This is a genomic window from Thiomicrorhabdus marina (assembly GCF_017571465.1).
Classification (GTDB): Bacteria; Pseudomonadota; Gammaproteobacteria; order Thiomicrospirales; family Thiomicrospiraceae; genus Thiomicrorhabdus; species Thiomicrorhabdus marina.
The window spans coordinates 17,116-34,845 of the sequence record NZ_JAGETV010000025.1; the positions used below are offsets into that span (position 1 = coordinate 17,116).

Below are 17,730 nucleotides of genomic sequence, written 5' to 3' on the forward strand. Positions count from 1 at the left end.
ATGCGCTCTATAATACCAGAAGTGCCAAATGGACAAACTATGCTTTTCCGGAGCGCCAAGTACGAATCTGGAAACGTGCCGGATGACTAGCATAATACAGCGACTGCGCCAGAGGTAACGCCTGATTAAATACCTGCGCAGTAATAATTTCTGCCGCCAAAAACACCGAAATCAAGCCACGCGCACCATGCCCGTTAGAAATATACAAATGCGGCTGATAGTGCTGCTGCGGATATTGGAAAACCGCCTTGGTATGCGATTTCTGAAGATAATTTTCACTCAGATAATTCCAATCCGGTACGGCACCGACTACCGGTAAATGATCCGGCGTGGTCGGACGAAAAGCAATTCTGCCTTCAGATAACTCCTGTTTTTGTACGGCATTGTCCTGCAACCAGTTCGGTAAGTTTTTCTGCGCCTGCTCAATATTATGCTGATGCCCTGCATCGGACAGTTCAATGCCTATATCCGGCGCCTCAAAGGTCGCACCCGCAACATAATGCCCCGAAGAGGTTGGCGAAGCGTAACCGCCATGCGTGACCGCAATCGGCAAGGGCATTTGCACCTGCTCGGCACGTAAATGACTGACCTGCCCTTTTACCGGACGCATCGGCGTTTGCAGTTGCGCATTAATTTCAGCATCCAAACTGGCACTGGCGAAAACCAATACATCAGCACTGAAATGTTGCTGATTGGTTTGCACTTGCCATTGAGCAGACTGATATTGCCAAGACTCGACCTGGTTTTGACAAAGTACCTTAACGTTCTGATGTGCTAAACAAGTCTCGACAATGCTGCGCGGATAAATCCAACCGCTGTCTGGATAGAACAGACCGGCCGGACAATTCTGCATCGCCAGCTTTTCCTGCACAGCCGTATCATCCAACCATTGCGCAACGGTTTCTGGCACTGCCACACGCTCAAACGCTTGCTGCCAATGCTTTTGCAGTTTGCCGTCCGCTTGTGCCAACTGAATCAAACCCGATAAATCGCCTTGAACTTTGCCTTCTGCCAACCAAGGTTTTAACCAACGCAAAGCCGTTTGATACCCCGCCCAATACCAACGCGAACGCAAATTCCAATCCGCAGTGATAAGCGGATGCATGGTACCGGCGAGATTACCGGAAGCCTGGCTGGCAATGTCATCCGCTTGTTCCAAAACCGTGACTTGCATCCCCTTTTCCGCCAAAGCATAAGCGGTGGTCGCTCCTGCTATACCGGCGCCAACGACAATTGCCGTTTTTGGCTCTGATTGCAATTTAGGCACACTAAACCAAGGTGTCTTGTCACTATGCGGGCGTAGATGCGCCATCTTGCCAAAACACATCTCGCGCTTGCGACCAAAGCCCTTGTCTTTTTTGACTTCAAAACCAACTTCTTTCAGACCTCGGCGCACAATTCCGGCCGCGGTAAACGTCGCGAAAGTGGTATCTTGATGACTGAGCCGAGCCATATTCTGAAACAGCGCCGGTTGCCACATCTGTGGGTTTTTCGACGGCGCAAAACCATCCAAAAACCATGCATCCACCTTGGCGTTTTGGTCACATTCTTTAAAACCGTCTTGGATATCACCGAGCCATAGACTTAAACGCACTTTCAATCCCGGTAAATACAGGTCATGCCAGCCTGGTAACAATGGTGGATAAATCTGTTGTAACAGTTCGGCCTGCTGACTGACTTCAGCAAAACTCTGATGCACGCGCTGCAAGTCAGCAAAACGTAATGGGAACTTCTCGAAAGAGACAAAATGCAGTTCGGCATTCGGCGTTTTATCGCCCCATCGCTCCTGCCACAATTGCAGCGCCGCCAAAAAATTCAATCCCGAACCGAAACCGCTCTCAGCAATACGAAAGACGCTTTTATTCTCCACAGCCAGCTCGGCAAAACGTTCAGCCAACTGGTTATGTTGCAGAAAGTTATAGCGAGTTTCATTCAGACCATCCTGTTGCGAGAAGTAACTATCTTCAAATTCACTGGCAAAAGGCACTTCTTCTTGCCAGTGCAATTGCGCAGGCTGTAGGGCAATTTTTTTCATCGGGAAGTTTTCTTAAAAATGGATAGCACTATTATAATGGCTGCAAAGCAGCTGTGGAGGAGCAAACAATGGATCAGCCAATTGATAACAGTAACGACCAAGAATGGCAGGAAAAACTCGATTCGGAACAGTATCAAATCTGTCGTTGCGGCGGCACCGAGCGCGCTTTTACCGGAAAGTACTGGGATTATAAAGAAGTCGGCACCTACACTTGCGCCTGTTGTGGTACGCCGCTGTTCAGCTCACAAACCAAATACGATTCCGGCTCGGGATGGCCGAGTTATTTCCAGCCGATTAACGACAGCGCCATCAAAGAGCTGGTCGATAAAACCCACGGTATGCTTCGCACCGAAGTGCGTTGCGCCAACTGCGACAGTCATCTCGGGCATGTTTTCCCGGATGGCCCAGCGCCGACCGGCTTGCGTTACTGCATTAATAGCGCCTCACTCGATTTTATTCCGCAAGTCTAATCCGCATCGTGCAAACCCTCGAGTGGCTACAACAGCGACAGCGCCAACTGCAAGCTAATCGTCATCGCACACTTTGCATTCTGCAAGGCGATGCGCGGGCGGCTTGGCGCTTGATTCAACCGATATGCGAACAGCACAAAACACTGATTTTAGTACCTGTTTTTGACGATGCCGACAGCGCTTGGCACTTTGCAGACCACAGCAATCTCAAGCACCAACTCGGCTCGGAATATCAACATGCTGTGCTCGACTTAAATCACGGCATCCATGCCAATAGCCTTGGTATTATCAGCGGCTTATTGCAAGCCGGCGGTATCTTGTTTGTGATTGCGCCGCCAGACTGGCCGGAAATAGCCAACCCGCTCGACCAACGTTTTTTAAACTCGCCAGTTCAACCACATGATTGTGAACCATGGTTTTATCGACAACTAGCCAATGTTTGGCAAGAGCAAGCCATTTGGCTGACTCAAAGCGATACAAAGTGGCAGATAAAAAACACCTTAGATTTCAGTGCTTCAGAGCAAGCACAGCAAGAGCATTTTTCGAATGGTGCGGCCACAACAGAGCAAAACCGAGCCATTTCTAAGATTCTCAAGGTGGCTTTTGGGCACAGCAAACGCCCGTTAGTGTTAAGTGCCGACCGTGGTCGCGGTAAAAGTGCCGCTTTGGGCTTAGCAGCGGTGCAAGCGCTATTACAAGGCAAGCAACATATCGCGATTAGTGCCAGTTTGCCGGAACAGACCCGCAGCGCTTTTAGTGTGGCGCAGCAATGGTTGCAAAATTCAGACGATACCGAGCATCTGAATATTCAGAAAAATCAGATTAGCTTTAAATATCAGAATGAAACTAAGTTGCTTAAATTTTATGCGCCGGATGCTTTGCTACTGAACAAAATCGATTGCGACCTGTTACTCATCGACGAAGCCGCTCAAATCCCGACGCCACTGTTAACCTCACTGCTACAAAATTACCATCGCACGGTATTTTCGACGACCCTGCACGGCTATGAAGGCTCTGGTCGAGGTTTCGAACTACGCTTTACTAAAACATTGAATCAACTGACGCCGGATTGGAAACGCCTGCATCTCAAGCAGCCATTACGCTGGAACGCAAACGACCCGCTAGAACAAGCCATCAATCATTCGTTGTTACTGGATGCTGAAAACAGAATCACCGACGAACAACCAAATCTGAATGAAATTGAAATTCGCGCACTCAAAGGCGCGGAAAGAATGGCCTATCTGCCTCAGCTGTTTGCACTCTTGGTTAAGGCGCATTATCAAACCAGCCCGAATGATCTACAGCAGTTATTGAACGCACCAAACCAACTGCTAGTGGCGCTGTATCAAGAACAAGTGGTCGGTGTTCTGCTGAGTCAAAGCGAAGGCGGTTTACGTCCAGAATGGCTTGCGGAAAACCCGAATATCCACGGTCATCTAGTACCGCAACTCCTTAATCGCCAGTATGCTTACAAAGATGCCTTAAGCTTGCAAAGCTGGCGTTTAATGCGCATTGCGATCGAACCGGAATGGCAAAATGTCGGAATTGGCAGCCAGCTCATAAAAGCTTGGCAAGATAGTGCACGTTCGCAACAAATCGATTTTATTAGCAGTAGCTTCGGCGCAAGTAACGACTTAATACGTTTTTGGTTGCGCCAAAATATGCAACCTCTGCACCTCGGCTGTAAACGCGATAAAGCCAGTGGCAGTTACAATCTAGTGGTCTATCAAGCACTAAACAACAACACCGAAAGCCTGCAACAAGTCGCACAGCAGTTTTATCAGCAACTGCCTTATCTACTCAGCGATGAACTCAAGCAATTACCGAATGATCAGTTGGCATTGATTCAGCAAGCAAAACCGCAGAGTCTGGAGTTAATCAGGGATGAGGATTGCTTAAAAATCACTCGGCAGTATCTGAATTTACAGCGACCTTTTACCACCAGCGGGATATTTATCAGTCAGTTATGGTTAAGTCATTGCGAAATGCAATTATCGGAAGGTGTGCAGAATCTATTGAACGATAAACTGCTAAAAAAAATGGATTGGCAGGAATTAGCTAAATCGTACGATTTAACCGGTAAGAAGCAGGCAGAACAAGCGTTTAGAGAACATCTAAAGCAGCTCTGCCAAGCATTAGAAAAATAACTGTCGATTAGTTATCGAAAACGACCGTCTTATTGCCGTGAATCAGAACGCGATCTTCAAGATGGTAACGAACGCCGCGTGACAACACGGTTTTCTCAACATCACGACCAAGGCGTTTCATATCGTCGATGCTGTGTGCATGGCTGATACGAATAACATCCTGCTCGATAATCGGCCCGCCATCCAACACTTCGGTGACATAGTGACAGGTCGCACCGATGAGTTTCACTCCGCGCTCGCTGGCTTGGTGATATGGGCGCGCGCCAACAAACGACGGCAGGAACGAGTGATGAATATTAATCACTTGGCCGCTGTAGTCTTTACACATCTGCGGCGGCAAAATTTGCATATAACGCGCCAGCACAATCACTTCCGCACCATACTGTTCAACGATTTGTTCAGTCTCGGCAAACGCTTGCGGCTTGCTCTCCGGCGTCACTGGAATATGATGGAACGGCACTTGATACCATTCTGCCATCGAACGTAAATCATCGTGGTTAGCGATCACACAAACCACCTCACCCGGAAGCTCTTTCTCGTGCCAACGGTGCAACAGATCTGCTAGACAGTGCGACTCTTTCGACGCAAACAATGCAATCTTCTTCGGCTTAGCCGAGTCAGACATATACCACTGCATCTCGAAAGCCTCTGCCACCTTTTTAAAGCCTTCTTTAAAAGCTTCCATGCCATCACTAATAGAGCTCGCTAGGATCTCATGACGCATAAAAAACCAATTATTCGACGCATCAGTGTGATGATTCGCTTCGATAATTGTTCCACCTTGGTCGGCGATATACTGGGCGACTTTGGCAACAATCCCGACTTGATCGGGGCAAGAAATCACCAAGCGATAAACATGGCTCATAGCTGTATTCTCTTAACTAAAAAATGATTGCGGCTTATCATATCAAAAAGTGCTTTGTCTGCTTTGTTTATAGCAATAAAAAACCCCTCAAGGGCAAAACAGCCGCTTAAGGGGTTAGCAATTTAGTGTTTACTTAGCAATTAAATTATAGACAAGGCTCTTTTAGCACAACCATTGAGTTTTCAGTAGACGGTGCTTCGGTCGCACCACCTGCTTCAGCCCAAGCGTCCATGCCGCCAACCATATTAACCACATTACTAAAACCCATGTCTTGCAGAGTTTTCGTTGCCAAGGCTGCACGGCCACCAGACTTACAAACCACTAGCCAGTTGTCTTCACGGCCATCACGTAGCGCAGGATTCGCACCCGGGTAGTTTAGGTCTGCTGCCGGCTCGATAACGCCACGCGGAACATTCATTGCACCTGGAATCGCTGCGGTTAAATATTCACCCGGCTCGCGCACATCTAGCACCTTATAACCATCAGCAATTAGTCCTTTTGCTTGCTCAACGTCTACCTTTTTGATTTCCGCCATCGCCGCTTGGACGTAATCCATCAAACCTTTGCTCATCGTCGTGTCCTTTATCTATAATAGGGGTTTACTTGAAAGCTAATAATACTCAATTATCCCAAGAATTTCAGTGCCTGCTAATTAATTTTCTGCAATTTGCACCACTATAGCCGCGGGCAAATTCTGGATAAATCCGCAGGCTAGCCCGACTTCCCCCAATGCGACAGCAATTTCCGTTATAATCTCGGCAAATTAAACAAAGCTAATATTTTTAATCTAAGTCATTGGAAAAGTTATGAAAATTGTCTCTTTTAATACCAATAGCGTGCGTCTGCGCCTTCACCAACTTGCGGCATTGAATGAACAGATTGCGCCGGATATTATCGGCCTGCAAGAGACAAAAGTTCAGGACCACGAATTCCCGATTGAAGAGATTGAAGCAATGGGCTTTAAAGCCGAGTTTATGGGGCAGAAAACCCATTACGGTGTCGCTTTACTATACCGCGACGGCATTCAATTGAAGAACCTGCAAAAAGGCTGGAAAACCGATACCGAAGAAGACCAGAAACGTATGATTATCGGCGATTTCGTGATGCCGAATGGCGAAGAAGTTCGCGTTATCAACGGTTACTTCCCACAAGGTGAAAACCGCGAACATCCGGTTAAATTCCCTGCCAAACAGAAATTTTATGCCGACCTAATGGCTTATCTGAACGATGACTGTTCACCGGAACAGAACCTAGCGGTTATTGGTGACTTCAATATCTCGCCGACCGACTTGGATATCGGTATCGGCGAGCCGAACCGCAAACGCTGGCTACGTGACGGTAAGACCAGTTTCTTACCGGAAGAGCGTGAAATGTGGGCTGAACTATGTAATTGGGGTCTGATTGATACTTTCCGTACCATTCATCCGGAAGTCGACGACCGTTTTAGCTGGTTCGATTACCGCTCAAAAGGTTTCGACCGTGAACCACGTCGCGGCCTACGTATCGACACGGTTTTAGCAACTGCATCACTGAACGCTAAAGCCGTTAGCAGCGACATCGGTTATGACGTGCGTGGCATGGAAAAACCATCTGACCACGCGCCGGTTTGGACCGAGTTTGACCTGTAAAAACACAAATTTAAGAGAGCTGGCATGTCCTTACATACCGTAACTTTGGTTCATAAAGAATTTTATAACCCGACCATCATCAACCTGATTTTAAAACCGCAGCAGCCGATGCCTTATCATGCTGGGCAATACATTATGCTCGGCTTCCAAGAAGACGAATTGAAACCGTTTTCCATTGCTGCTGCGCCTCGCGAAGACGGTCTAATCGAGTGTCATATTCGCGACCATGATCAGAGCGAATGGATGCAAAAACTATTCGCACTGGAAGCCGGTGATCAGTTGTTGATTAAAGGCCCAAACGAACAGATGCAATTGGCCGACAATCACTTACCGGCTATCTTTGTTGCCGGCGGCACCGGTTTTGCACCAATGAAAGCGTTATTGGAAGCAATGCTGCGTAAAGGCGCGGCAATGCCGATTCATTTTTATTGGGGTGCGCGCTGTCAGTCTGATCTGTATATGCACCAGCAGATGATTGACCTGAGCCAGAAACACCCGAATATCGAATATATTCCGGTGATTTCCGACGATTTGGAAAACTGGAACGGCAAAACCGGTCTGGTTCACCAAGCAGTGTTGGCCGACCACCCTAATCTGGAGAAATTCCAAGTGTATCTATGCGGTCCTTGGCCAATGGTACAAACGGCTAAAGAAGACTTCGCCAATGCCGGTTTAAAAGCCGAGCACTTTGTAAGTTAATGTAAGGCTATCGAGCCTGTAAAAAAGGTACTGGCAATGAAAACTTCTCTATCCGCTCAATTCCCAGCTTGGATTTCTGTAAGCTTCAGCGCCGTCGGCCTTTTATTTCTATCGCAACCTCTATTCGCACAAGCTGAAGAAGTCCTCAGCAATTCCGTTCCAAGTTCACAGCTAAGTTACAGCACCTGCCTGGAAAAAGCCCTGTTGAGTGAAGCGGACAACACGACTCTCGGCGAAATCCGTAATAAATGTCGCGCAACGCAGAATATCATCAAGCCTTTAACTGAACGTAACCTTAACGAAGAAGTTACCGAAAAAAATCCCTTTGTTATCACTCCGCATCGAGTCAACTACGCTGCTTTCGCCCATTACACTACACAGGTCAACAAGGAACCATTTGAAGAACAGTCCGGCAAAGATTTAGCTTTTGAAAACCAAGAACTGCAATTTCAGCTCAGCTTTAAGTTTCCCCTCTACAAAGACTTAAAAATCTTCGATAAAGAATTTGATTTCTATGCCGCCTATACAAATCGCTCCTTTTGGCAATTCTTTGATGACGCGGATTCAATCCCTTTCCGTGAGACCAATCACGAGCCGGAAGTGTGGGTCGAATGGGATGCCGACATCGATTTGCTAGATTTCAACCTCCATAAAATGATGTTCGGCATCAATCATCAATCCAATGGGCAAACCGGCCTGCTTTCTCGTGGCTGGAACCGCATTTTCGTACAAGGCTTACTGCAACACAAAAACAGCTATTTGAGCTTTAAAACTTGGCAACGTTTCGATGAACAGGACGAATTCGACAACAGCTTCGATTACCAAAAATACCTTGGCGATTACGAATTGGAAGCGGCTTACAAATGGAAAGACAGGACTTTTGCTATGACTTTGCGTAACCGCTATCAGATTAACTCATACGGTTCGATTCAACTTGAATTCACACGCCCGATTAACCGTCGTTTTAAAGGCTATATCCAATACTTTAATGGCTATGGTGACAGCTTAATTGACATGCAACACTACGGCCAGAAGTTCGCAATAGGTGTTGTACTCGTTGACCGAATATAAAAACTACACAAAAATAAAAACTTTAAACGACAAAAAAAGATACTTTTATTTATAAAGGCCAAGAAAATTTACTTATAACTTCCATGGAGTTAAAATTATTTACAACAGTAGTTGTAAGGATTTGAAGGAGGTTATATGTCGACAGAAAAACGTAACACAGTTCGTCATAACGTGCATATTCCTTGTTGCATCATCTTTGATGGCATTCAAGTACACGGCAAACTAATCGATGTCAGTAAAGAAGGGGTTGGGATATCTGCCTGCTTGCCTTTTCTGAAAGAAGGGAAAACAATCTCTTTAGAAATCGACACGAAACAGATGGGTAGTGACCGCGTAATAAAACTCGACTTTGAAGTAAGAAGTTTGAAAAATACCGACAAAGAATTCCAGCAATTTGGCGGCATCTTAAAAAACTTTACAGAAAAATTTCATGAATGGTTAGACAAAGTGATTAACACCTTGAAACCTAACCAGTCATATTTTATGCAGTTTGCCCGTTTTCAAAATTCAGAACTTGCTTCTTAAGACAATAATCTAAGCTTGATCTTTCCTATTATCCTGAAGCTGCTCTATCGCCTGTTTATAGACTAACGCAGCTTCGGATTCTTGCCCTTCCGCTTCAAAACAGCGTGCCAAAGCATGGAACGTTTCCAGTTGAGGTTGGATTTTCAAGCTCTGCTTGAGATAACTTTTGCCCATCGCCCACATTTGGCTACGACACGCTAAACGCCCCAAGGTCAGCAGTAATATCGGATTTTCAGGTTGTTTCTTCAACCATTTCTCCGCTGTCTTCAATAAATCAAAAGCGGGGCCTAGCGTCAAACGGCCAAATTGGTGACAGAGGCGATCATCCCATTGACGTTTTAAGGTTTTTTCAATTAACGCAGCAATATTCGCTTCTTCTCCAAAACCGATTCTTTGCTCAATATATTCTGCCAAAATAACCGGTTCTTGCTGCTCTTTAGAACCCAGCTGATGCCAAAGCTGATCAAGCTCATCTACGTTTTTAGTCTGACTAAGCTTTCCTGCCCACATAGAACGCTGTAATGACCACAATTCTTCACGTACCAAAGCTTTGGTACTCTTGATTTTCGGCATCAATAATTCCAGCTCACTCCACTGCTGCAGCTGAGCCAAAACTTTACAGTACTCTGCCAAGACGGTTTCATGCTTAGGTTCTTGCTCGTGTAAAGCCTGTAATAGCGCTAAAGCCTCCCAAGGCGTGTTTTCCAACAATAATCGCGCTTCCACCAACCCAATTAACATATACTCTTCCGGGAAGGCGTCTCTAGCTTGCTGCAAGTACTTGTCACGACGCTCGTAGGCACTTTGGTTCTGCGCCATCTTGGCTGCACTCAAATAGTTAATTAGGCCAGTTTCACTGTGCTTCGCACCGCGCACCAAAGCACGTTCCGCTTTATGCCATTCACCATATTCCAAAGCAATCATTCCCTCGGTCATCGAGTTTTGTGCTTTTGAATAACGACGCAACTGACTGCGGTTTTTCCAATATTTCGGCAACCTCCACAGCTTAATCAGCAAGTTCACGAACAGATAAACCGCGAAGAAAGTCACGACAAAACCGCCAATGAAGAAGCTCAGACTGGTTTCGATAATCCAGTCACCCCAAGCCATAGAAACCATACCGTTGTCATATAGCATCAAGGTCGCTAATGCGGTAGTTAACAATAAGGCTAAAGTCCAGGTAACAATCAGTTTCATTGCCACCTCCTATGACTGAGCCGCATCGGCGATTTTAGTAATCAACAGCGGTTGACGCTGGATATAGTGCAGTTGCGCAAAAGGCTGTAACTTGGTCTTTATTTCCTCGGCAATTGCCGGCGCCTGCGCTTTACTGATTTGTTGCAAGTTTGTAATTGCCGCCTGTATTAAAGAATGCGAAGAAATTTGCATCGCATAATCCAAGCGGTCAATTTCCATAAACAGGCGTTGCTGAATCACCTCGTGCAACATTAAAGCTTCTACCTGAGTGACGCTTTCTGCCTCGCGCTTTTGGATTTTGACCAATCCTGAAAGCTTATCTAAAAGCCCTTGCCAAACCGTTTGATTCTGCTCACCCTCTTGCTGAGGTTTAATATATTCGACTTTTGGCTCAGGTAAATTCTGCACGAGCTGGCGTAACACCGATAAATCCGGCACGGCCGCTTGCGCCATCTGAGTCTGACGTTGCGACAACTGTGCTAAATCCTGCTCTATCAACAACGTTATTGAATAGGCTAATTGTTGAGGAAGCAAAGCGGTCGCTTGTTTGAAGGCTTGTAACTGCTGCTGAACCTGTTCGCTAGGCGCTTGTAATAACCACTGTGCATTAATCTTAACCGCCCACTGTTTCAGCTCCACCAGAGTCAATTGCGCCGGTGAAACACCTTCCGCTTTATCCGCCTGCCGAACCTGTTCGGCTAATTGCTGCTGCGCTTGCTGTAACTGCTGAATCTGTTCGGAGAGCTTGTCTTGCAATGCTTGTAGTCCCTGCGAATCACCGACGTTACTCACCATCGGTGCAGCTTGCTTAGCCTGCTGGATCTGTTGCGACAGTTTTTGCTCAAGTTCAGTTAACTGTTCAGGACTAACTGCAGACGGCTGCTCACCAACACTTTGCAGTTGTTGTTGCAAACTTTGCAATGTCTCTTGTTGCTGAGCAATCTGCGTTGCAAAATCACTGCTCTGAATCGCTTCAACACCACCCTGCGCGGTTTTGGCTTGATTGGTTGCAGCGACGGTCTTCTTATCCAATGTCTGCAAATCTTGGTCGATATTGACGAAACGATTCTGCATCCACTGTTGCTGAGCAAATAGATACAGTAAGGCGCCAATCACTAGTAAGGCAAAGGCACTGCTTAGCACTCTCTTCTTCAAGTGATCGAACATAACAGCAAAACGACCTCGTCCTTTGGATTTCATGTTTTTATTCGCACTGTCTTTTTCTTGCTTAACGTCTGCGTCTTGATCGATTACTGCACCTTGTTTCATCTCGTCCAGTGCCGATGGCTTAGGCTCTTTACTGTGCGAATAAGCGGTACCGCGCTTGATTTTATCGTCGATTGATTCCGAAATAACCTCCGCTTCAAGCACTTCTTCATTGGCCGCAGAAGTATGGTTTTTATTCGACATAAGTTTTCACTCCAGAAGATGAGGGGGGCAGTAAACGTAACATTGAATCTTATTATTGTAGAGAAGTCTAAGCAATTTGCGTAACTTAATTAACGCCCTATATGCTGTTGCAAAGCAGACAATACACCTTGATCACTCTGCGTTTGCATCACTTGAATTGGCTGTTGCCAACCTGCTTTATGCATTTTATCGGCGATACGCTGGCTAAATACGATGGCTGTTTCCAAAAACAGCCAAACGCTGTCATCGAATGTTTCATAACGATTGCTTACCTTGCTAAGCATTTCCATTAACGCTAGAAAACCGTCATAACTGCTAATCAGTAAAACAGGGTGAGGACTGAGCGTAAAAGCCTGCCAACTCTGCTCGCAGAAATCCGCTGGCAGACGTCGATAAATATGTAATTCATCAACCAGTGCACCACGTTCAGAGAACGTTTTCAGTAATTTATCGCGACCGCCTTCTCCTTTCACTAAAAGGATTTTCTTATCGGACAAATTCTGCATAGAAGGGTGTGCCAATAAGCTTTCGCTATCAAAGTTTTGTTCGGAAAGCGTTTCAATCGGCAAGCCGATTTTTTGTCCGAACTGTGCGGTTGCCTTCCCAATCGCAATCACTCTTTGCGGAGCTGTAATTTCACACTGAACATATTGCTGCCAGCCACGCAATGAATTGACGCTAGTAAAAACCAGAATGTCATAATCCGCAATGGGCGATTTTAACTCTGGCTTATCAAGGAGCTGAACTTGGATGGTCGGGCATTCGATAACCTTAATGCCATTATCATTTAAAAGTCGGCTAAGAGCGCTTGCTTGATTGGCAGGTCGAGTATTAAGTAGAGTAAGATCGGAAAGTTGTGACATGCGACAACCTTTTCAGAAAGTCTTTGCGCCCACCTGAAATCGGCAGACGCAATTCAAGGTTTTACCCTTTATTTAAATCCGAAGCGTAGACTTCATCAAGAATGGCTTTAGCACCTTGCTCAAGCAAAGCTTCGCCAAGAACACGACCAAGTGAGGCTGCTTGCGACTGCGGTCCAATGACTTGATTGCGGATAATCACGCTACCGTCCAGACTGGCGACTAGCCCACGAACTTTGATTTGTTCATTGCCAAGCAGCTCGGCATAAACACCGATTGGCACCTGACAACCACCTTCTAGACGGTGGTTCATTGCACGCTCAGCAATCGTACGAATTTCGGTCGGCTTGTGGTTCAACACCGAGATGATTTCTAGCACTTCTTTATCTTTGGCGAAATACTCAATGCCAAGCGTACCTTGCGTGACTGCCGGAAGGCAGTCTTCCGGTGTCAATTCATGGCGAATGCGTTCGTCCAGTTCAAGGCGCTGTAGACCAGACGTAGCCAATACAATCGCATCATATTCATCTGCATCTAGCTTACCTAGACGCGTACCGACATTACCGCGCAAATCGCGCACGTCTAAATCCGGACGTTTAGCCATCAATTGCGCTTTACGACGTAGGCTCGAAGTTCCTAGCACTGCCCCCTTCGGAAGCTCTCGGAAAGAATTGTATTTATTGGAAACAAACGCATCGGTCGGTGTATGACGTTCTAGGATCGCACCAAGAGCAAAACCTTCCGGCAATTCCATCGGCACATCTTTCATTGAGTGTACTGCAATGTCGGCTTCACCGGCAATCATGCGGTCTTCTAATTCTTTGGTAAATAGGCCTTTACCACCGATTTTTGCCAGAGGGACATCCAAAATCTTATCTCCCTTAGTCGACATAGGCAGCAACTCAACCTTAAGATTCGGGTGCGCTTTTTCCAATTCTGCTTTAACAAATTCTGCCTGCCACATTGCCAAAGGGCTTTTACGGGTTGCGATTCGTAGGGTATCTCTCATGCTTGTATCCAGTTAGCCTATTCTTGTATCAGTAAAACTCGCGGGCATTTTACTGAAATCCTAATAGGGATTTCGATAAAATAGCGGCTACATACTACACCAATTAGGTGAACAAGAACAACGCGCGAGCCACAAAGAGGAGGAGAGCGGGATGTTATTGACGTTCATAACTCGAATGACTCTGCTCAGCGTCTTGTTATTGCAAACAGCTTGCGATAATTCTGTGCTGGCTGGCAATAAACACTCGTTAGCAGAATTACAAAATCTGCAAACACTCGGAGCTGAAGCCAAAACAAAACAGCTGCCGATTTTATTGATTTTCAGCGCAGAATGGTGCGAATACTGCGAAGTGTTAAAAGAACACGTACTCCACCCTATGTCGATAAATGGCATGTATGAAGGCAAAGTTGTATTCCTACGCAACGTTGGCATAGATGAGCCGGAACCGATTCCCGATTGGCACGGAAACCCAATCAAAAAGAGCAAATGGGCATATCAAATTAATGCCGATTTAACCCCAACCGTGGTGTTTTTTGATGGTAACGGTAAAGAAGTCGCTGACCGCATTATTGGCATTTCCGAAGTCGGCCTGTTCGCTAGCTTGGTGCATGTCAGAATAAATCAGGCCTATGCCAATATGGGGCTAACCAAACGCATTCCGGCAACACCGGAATTGCTGGAGCAACAACAAGCGCGTTAACTTTGTTTCCCTAAGAATTTACGCTTTATTTGAGAGAATTATGAGCAACCAACACAACCAAGAAAAACTTTCCAGCGCTCGCTTCAGCGAGTCGACCGATGCGTTTGTTGAAGCCTTCACCGCTTCAATTATGTTCGACAAACGCATGTACAAACAAGATATTCAAGGCTCTATCGCTCATGCGACCATGCTGAATAAAGTCGGCATCCTAAACGAGCAAGAGCTAGCAGATATCAAACAAGGTCTTAACCAAGTACAAGCGGAGATTGAAGCTGGCGATTTCAGTTGGTCGATTAAGCAGGAAGATATTCATATGAATATCGAAGCGCGCTTGACCGACTTGATTGGCATTACCGGTAAGAAACTGCACACTGGGCGCTCTCGTAATGACCAAGTTGCTACCGATATCCGTCTATACATTCGCGATGAAATTGATGCAATTCTGCCGGAACTTAAGCGCCTTCAAGAAGGTTTAGTAATGTTGGCAGAACGCGAAGCGGATACGATTATGCCGGGCTTTACGCACCTGCAAACCGCTCAACCGGTTACTTTCGGTCATCATATGCTGGCATGGTTCGAGATGATTAAGCGTGATGTTGAACGTCTAGTCGACTGCCGTAAACGCGCAAATACATTGCCGTTAGGCTCTGCTGCCCTAGCAGGAACCACCTACCCGATTGACCGTCACTTCACCGCTGAGTTGCTTGGCTTTGAACGTGTTTCAGAAAACTCTCTGGACGGCGTGTCTGACCGTGATTTCGCTATTGAGTTCACCCATTTTGCTGCAACTTTGATGATGCACTTGTCACGTTTCTCCGAAGAGCTGGTTCTTTGGTCTTCGGCGCAGTTCCAGTTCATTGACCTACCGGATCGTTTCTGTACCGGTTCATCCATCATGCCGCAAAAGAAAAACCCGGATGTGCCAGAGCTAGTGCGCGGGAAAACCGGACGTGTTTACGGCCACTTAATGAGCCTGTTAACGTTAATGAAATCTCAACCGTTGGCATACAACAAAGACAACCAAGAAGACAAAGAGCCGCTATTTGATACGGTTGATACCGTTAAAGGTAGCCTGCGCGCCTTTGCGGATATGGTTCCTGCGATGATTGTTAAGAAAGAAATGACTTACGAAGCAGCAAAACGTGGCTTCTCGACCGCAACTGATTTGGCTGATTATCTGGTGGGTAAAGGCCTAGCTTTCCGTGACTCGCACGAAGTGGTGGGCCTAGCAGTAGCACACGGCATTAAAACCGGCCAAGACCTATCGGAAATGTCGCTAGAAACTCTGCAAGGTTTCTGTGACCAAATTACCGATGATGTGTATGAAGTCCTGACTCTAGAAGGTTCGGTCGCGGCACGTAATCATTTTGGCGGCACTGCGCCAGATCAAGTGCGCGCTGCAGTAACGCGAGCGAAAGAATACCTAGCGTAATTCGCCAGCGCCATAACGACAAAACCCGCTTATCAGCGGGTTTTTGTTGTACTGCTCAGTGGTTCTATCAATCGTGAAACTGAATTACCGAACGCACTGTCATATCTTTATAGACGAAGCTGTTCAGCGCTTTCAAATCAATTAAGCAAGCCATGCCGGTAACTTTATAACCAACCTGTTCGCAAAGCTCCGCAGCCGCACCCATTGAGCCGCCAGTAGCAATCAAATCGTCCAATAATACCACTCGGCTCCCATCACCTTTTTGCATCTCTAACTTATCGCTACCATACTCCAAACCATATTCAATTGAGGCATGCACATTTGGCAATTTGCCGGGCTTACGCACTTTAATAAATCCCTTATTGTGCTTATAGGCCAACGCCGCCGCAAAAATAAAACCACGGGATTCAATGCCTGCTAAACAATCAATATTGTCCCATTCCTCAGCACTAAACAAGCCGCTCATGGCATCTATTGTTTCAGTGAAATGACTTTTAAGTAGCGGTGAAATATCACTAAATAGAATACCCGGCTTAGGAAAATCAGGAACTTGAGCAAGATGCTGCGCTAAAGGATGCTGTGACATATAAATCTCTGTATTCGGTTGAAACGGTTAAATCGACAAATTTTCTACGTGGCGTAGTTGCCATAATTAAGTAAAAACCGCTAAGCTATAAAAAACTTTTAAGGTTATAGCTATTCTAACCGCTTTGTTAACATCTGAAAATCAGAGAGTCACAAATGAGCCTGTATGATGAAAGTAATTATGAATTTAGTCTGCGTGATGCCCTGCCCGGCAATTCACGAGACTTAGTAATGCATCTTTTCACTACCACGTCTTTAGCTCAGATGTTACAACTGTGGGAAAATCGGGAAACGGATAAATTCTTATTAACTAAATATCGAGTCAATGCTTCAGATTGGCCTGCTGCACTACAAGCAGCAATTATCGCTAAATTGAGCTACCTTAAAATCAACAATCGTTACAGCATTCATGAAATGGTTTTCTTAATAAAAACCACTTGCGCCGTTCTAGGTACGCCTTTGCCGGAATATACCCTACAAGAAGTCATTAATAACCAAAATACACAAACGCCAAAATTAAATCTTTGGTTAATGAAGCTCGCACAAATGGCACAAATTAAGAAAGCCGGCTAAATTTTCTGGACATAAAAAAACCCGCCATAAAAGACGGGCTCTTAAGTCCGAAGAGTAATCGGTTAAATTAACGAGTTAACCAAATTATTTACCTCTGTTGTCACAGTATCTAACGTAGCATCTAACTGCGCCAATTCAATACCTGTAATATCAGTTACAACATCCGTCGCGCCATTAATCACTTGATCTACAGAACCGTTATCTCCAAGAAGATCGGTAACAGTCTGGCCTAAATTTGATGGATCACTTAACAGGTCATCAACATCCGAAGTCAATGCATTAACACCATCATCTAAAAGCTCTGAATCGGTTGGTAAACCAAGACCTGCTGTTAGCTGATCCACGACATCGGTTGCACCGTCAACGACTTGGTCAACTGAGCCCGCAGTGATCGTTTCATCTGGTTCGCCGCCTAATAAGCTACCCAAGACGCCATTTAGGTCTTGTTCACCCTGTAGCAAATCATCCACATCTGTCGTCACAGCATTTAAGCCTTCATCCAGATTTTCTGTATCAGTCGGCAA

Annotated in this window: 18 protein-coding genes; 9 read left to right on the forward strand and 9 right to left on the reverse strand. The window is 45.9% G+C overall.

All coding sequences use genetic code 11. The features are described 5' to 3' along the window. Nucleotides 1-37: 37 nt before the first annotated feature. Nucleotides 38-2,035 (reverse strand): bifunctional tRNA (5-methylaminomethyl-2-thiouridine)(34)-methyltransferase MnmC2/FAD-dependent 5-carboxymethylaminomethyl-2-thiouridine(34) oxidoreductase MnmC1, encoded by a 1,998-nt coding sequence (gene mnmC / locus J3998_RS10885; protein WP_208150697.1) that lies wholly within the window; start codon nt 2,033-2,035, stop codon nt 38-40. 68 nt (nt 2,036-2,103) lie between these two features. Between mnmC and msrB the strand changes: the two genes are divergently transcribed. Continuing rightward, nucleotides 2,104-2,505 carry a peptide-methionine (R)-S-oxide reductase MsrB gene (msrB, locus tag J3998_RS10890; RefSeq protein WP_208150698.1) on the forward strand — a complete coding sequence of 134 codons (402 nt, stop codon included), beginning with the start codon at nt 2,104-2,106 and terminating at the stop codon, nt 2,503-2,505. Nucleotides 2,506-2,513: 8 nt separating this feature from the next. Beyond that, complete coding sequence (locus J3998_RS10895) at nt 2,514-4,652, forward strand: tRNA(Met) cytidine acetyltransferase TmcA domain-containing protein (RefSeq protein ID WP_208150699.1); 2,139 nt, start codon at nt 2,514-2,516, stop codon at nt 4,650-4,652. 7 nt (nt 4,653-4,659) lie between these two features. Here J3998_RS10895 and purU read toward each other — a convergent pair whose 3' ends face one another. Together purU and J3998_RS10905 are read right to left on the reverse strand one after the other, a co-directional pair. Next, complete coding sequence (purU, locus tag J3998_RS10900; RefSeq protein ID WP_208150700.1) at nt 4,660-5,517, reverse strand: formyltetrahydrofolate deformylase; 858 nt, start codon at nt 5,515-5,517, stop codon at nt 4,660-4,662. 145 nt (nt 5,518-5,662) lie between these two features. After that, nucleotides 5,663-6,088, reverse strand: coding sequence for a rhodanese-like domain-containing protein (locus J3998_RS10905; RefSeq protein WP_208150701.1), 426 nt, complete (start codon nt 6,086-6,088; stop codon nt 5,663-5,665). Between the two features lie 235 nt (nt 6,089-6,323). On the opposite strand from J3998_RS10905, the gene xthA reads away from it, so the two are divergent. From xthA to J3998_RS10925, 4 genes are all read left to right on the forward strand, one after another. Beyond that, nucleotides 6,324-7,145 carry an exodeoxyribonuclease III gene (xthA, locus tag J3998_RS10910; protein ID WP_208150702.1) on the forward strand — a complete coding sequence of 274 codons (822 nt, stop codon included), beginning with the start codon at nt 6,324-6,326 and terminating at the stop codon, nt 7,143-7,145. 24 nt (nt 7,146-7,169) lie between these two features. After that, nucleotides 7,170-7,844, forward strand: a complete 675-nt coding sequence (locus J3998_RS10915; RefSeq protein ID WP_208150703.1) for an NAD(P)H-flavin reductase — start codon at nt 7,170-7,172, stop codon at nt 7,842-7,844. Nucleotides 7,845-7,880: 36 nt separating this feature from the next. Continuing rightward, nucleotides 7,881-8,915, forward strand: coding sequence for a phospholipase A (locus tag J3998_RS10920; RefSeq protein WP_208150704.1), 1,035 nt, complete (start codon nt 7,881-7,883; stop codon nt 8,913-8,915). 135 nt (nt 8,916-9,050) lie between these two features. Beyond that, nucleotides 9,051-9,440, forward strand: coding sequence for a PilZ domain-containing protein (locus tag J3998_RS10925; RefSeq protein ID WP_208150705.1), 390 nt, complete (start codon nt 9,051-9,053; stop codon nt 9,438-9,440). 9 nt (nt 9,441-9,449) lie between these two features. Here the strand turns inward: J3998_RS10925 and J3998_RS10930 are convergent, their stop codons facing one another. The 4 genes from J3998_RS10930 to hemC form a co-directional block, all read right to left on the reverse strand. Continuing rightward, entirely contained in the window at nt 9,450-10,637 is a 1,188-nt protein-coding gene (locus J3998_RS10930) for a heme biosynthesis HemY N-terminal domain-containing protein (RefSeq protein WP_208150706.1), read from the reverse strand. Nucleotides 10,638-10,646: 9 nt separating this feature from the next. Further along, nucleotides 10,647-12,047 carry a hypothetical protein gene (locus J3998_RS10935; protein WP_208150707.1) on the reverse strand — a complete coding sequence of 467 codons (1,401 nt, stop codon included), beginning with the start codon at nt 12,045-12,047 and terminating at the stop codon, nt 10,647-10,649. Nucleotides 12,048-12,136: 89 nt separating this feature from the next. Continuing rightward, a complete protein-coding gene (locus tag J3998_RS10940) occupies nt 12,137-12,910 on the reverse strand; it encodes a uroporphyrinogen-III synthase (RefSeq protein ID WP_208150708.1) in 774 nt (257 codons plus the stop codon). 61 nt (nt 12,911-12,971) lie between these two features. Then, nucleotides 12,972-13,916 carry a hydroxymethylbilane synthase gene (gene hemC / locus J3998_RS10945; protein ID WP_208150709.1) on the reverse strand — a complete coding sequence of 315 codons (945 nt, stop codon included), beginning with the start codon at nt 13,914-13,916 and terminating at the stop codon, nt 12,972-12,974. A gap of 151 nt (nt 13,917-14,067) precedes the next feature. On the opposite strand from hemC, the gene J3998_RS10950 reads away from it, so the two are divergent. Both J3998_RS10950 and argH read left to right on the forward strand, forming a co-directional pair. After that, on the forward strand, nt 14,068-14,616 hold the full coding sequence (locus J3998_RS10950) for a thioredoxin family protein (protein ID WP_208150710.1): 549 nt from the start codon (nt 14,068-14,070) through the stop codon (nt 14,614-14,616). 40 nt (nt 14,617-14,656) lie between these two features. Further along, on the forward strand, nt 14,657-16,048 hold the full coding sequence (gene argH, locus J3998_RS10955; RefSeq protein WP_208150711.1) for an argininosuccinate lyase: 1,392 nt from the start codon (nt 14,657-14,659) through the stop codon (nt 16,046-16,048). A 67-nt stretch (nt 16,049-16,115) separates the two neighbouring features. Here argH and J3998_RS10960 read toward each other — a convergent pair whose 3' ends face one another. Further along, nucleotides 16,116-16,634 (reverse strand): adenine phosphoribosyltransferase, encoded by a 519-nt coding sequence (locus J3998_RS10960; protein WP_208150712.1) that lies wholly within the window; start codon nt 16,632-16,634, stop codon nt 16,116-16,118. Nucleotides 16,635-16,789: 155 nt separating this feature from the next. Here J3998_RS10960 and J3998_RS10965 point away from each other — a divergent pair, with 155 nt between their 5' ends. Next, a complete protein-coding gene (locus tag J3998_RS10965; RefSeq protein ID WP_208150713.1) occupies nt 16,790-17,206 on the forward strand; it encodes a hypothetical protein in 417 nt (138 codons plus the stop codon). Nucleotides 17,207-17,268: 62 nt separating this feature from the next. On the opposite strand, the gene J3998_RS10970 is transcribed toward J3998_RS10965, so the two are convergent. Then, nucleotides 17,269-17,730, reverse strand: a 462-nt coding sequence (locus J3998_RS10970; RefSeq protein WP_208150714.1) for a hypothetical protein, incomplete at its 5' end; no start/stop codon positions are given.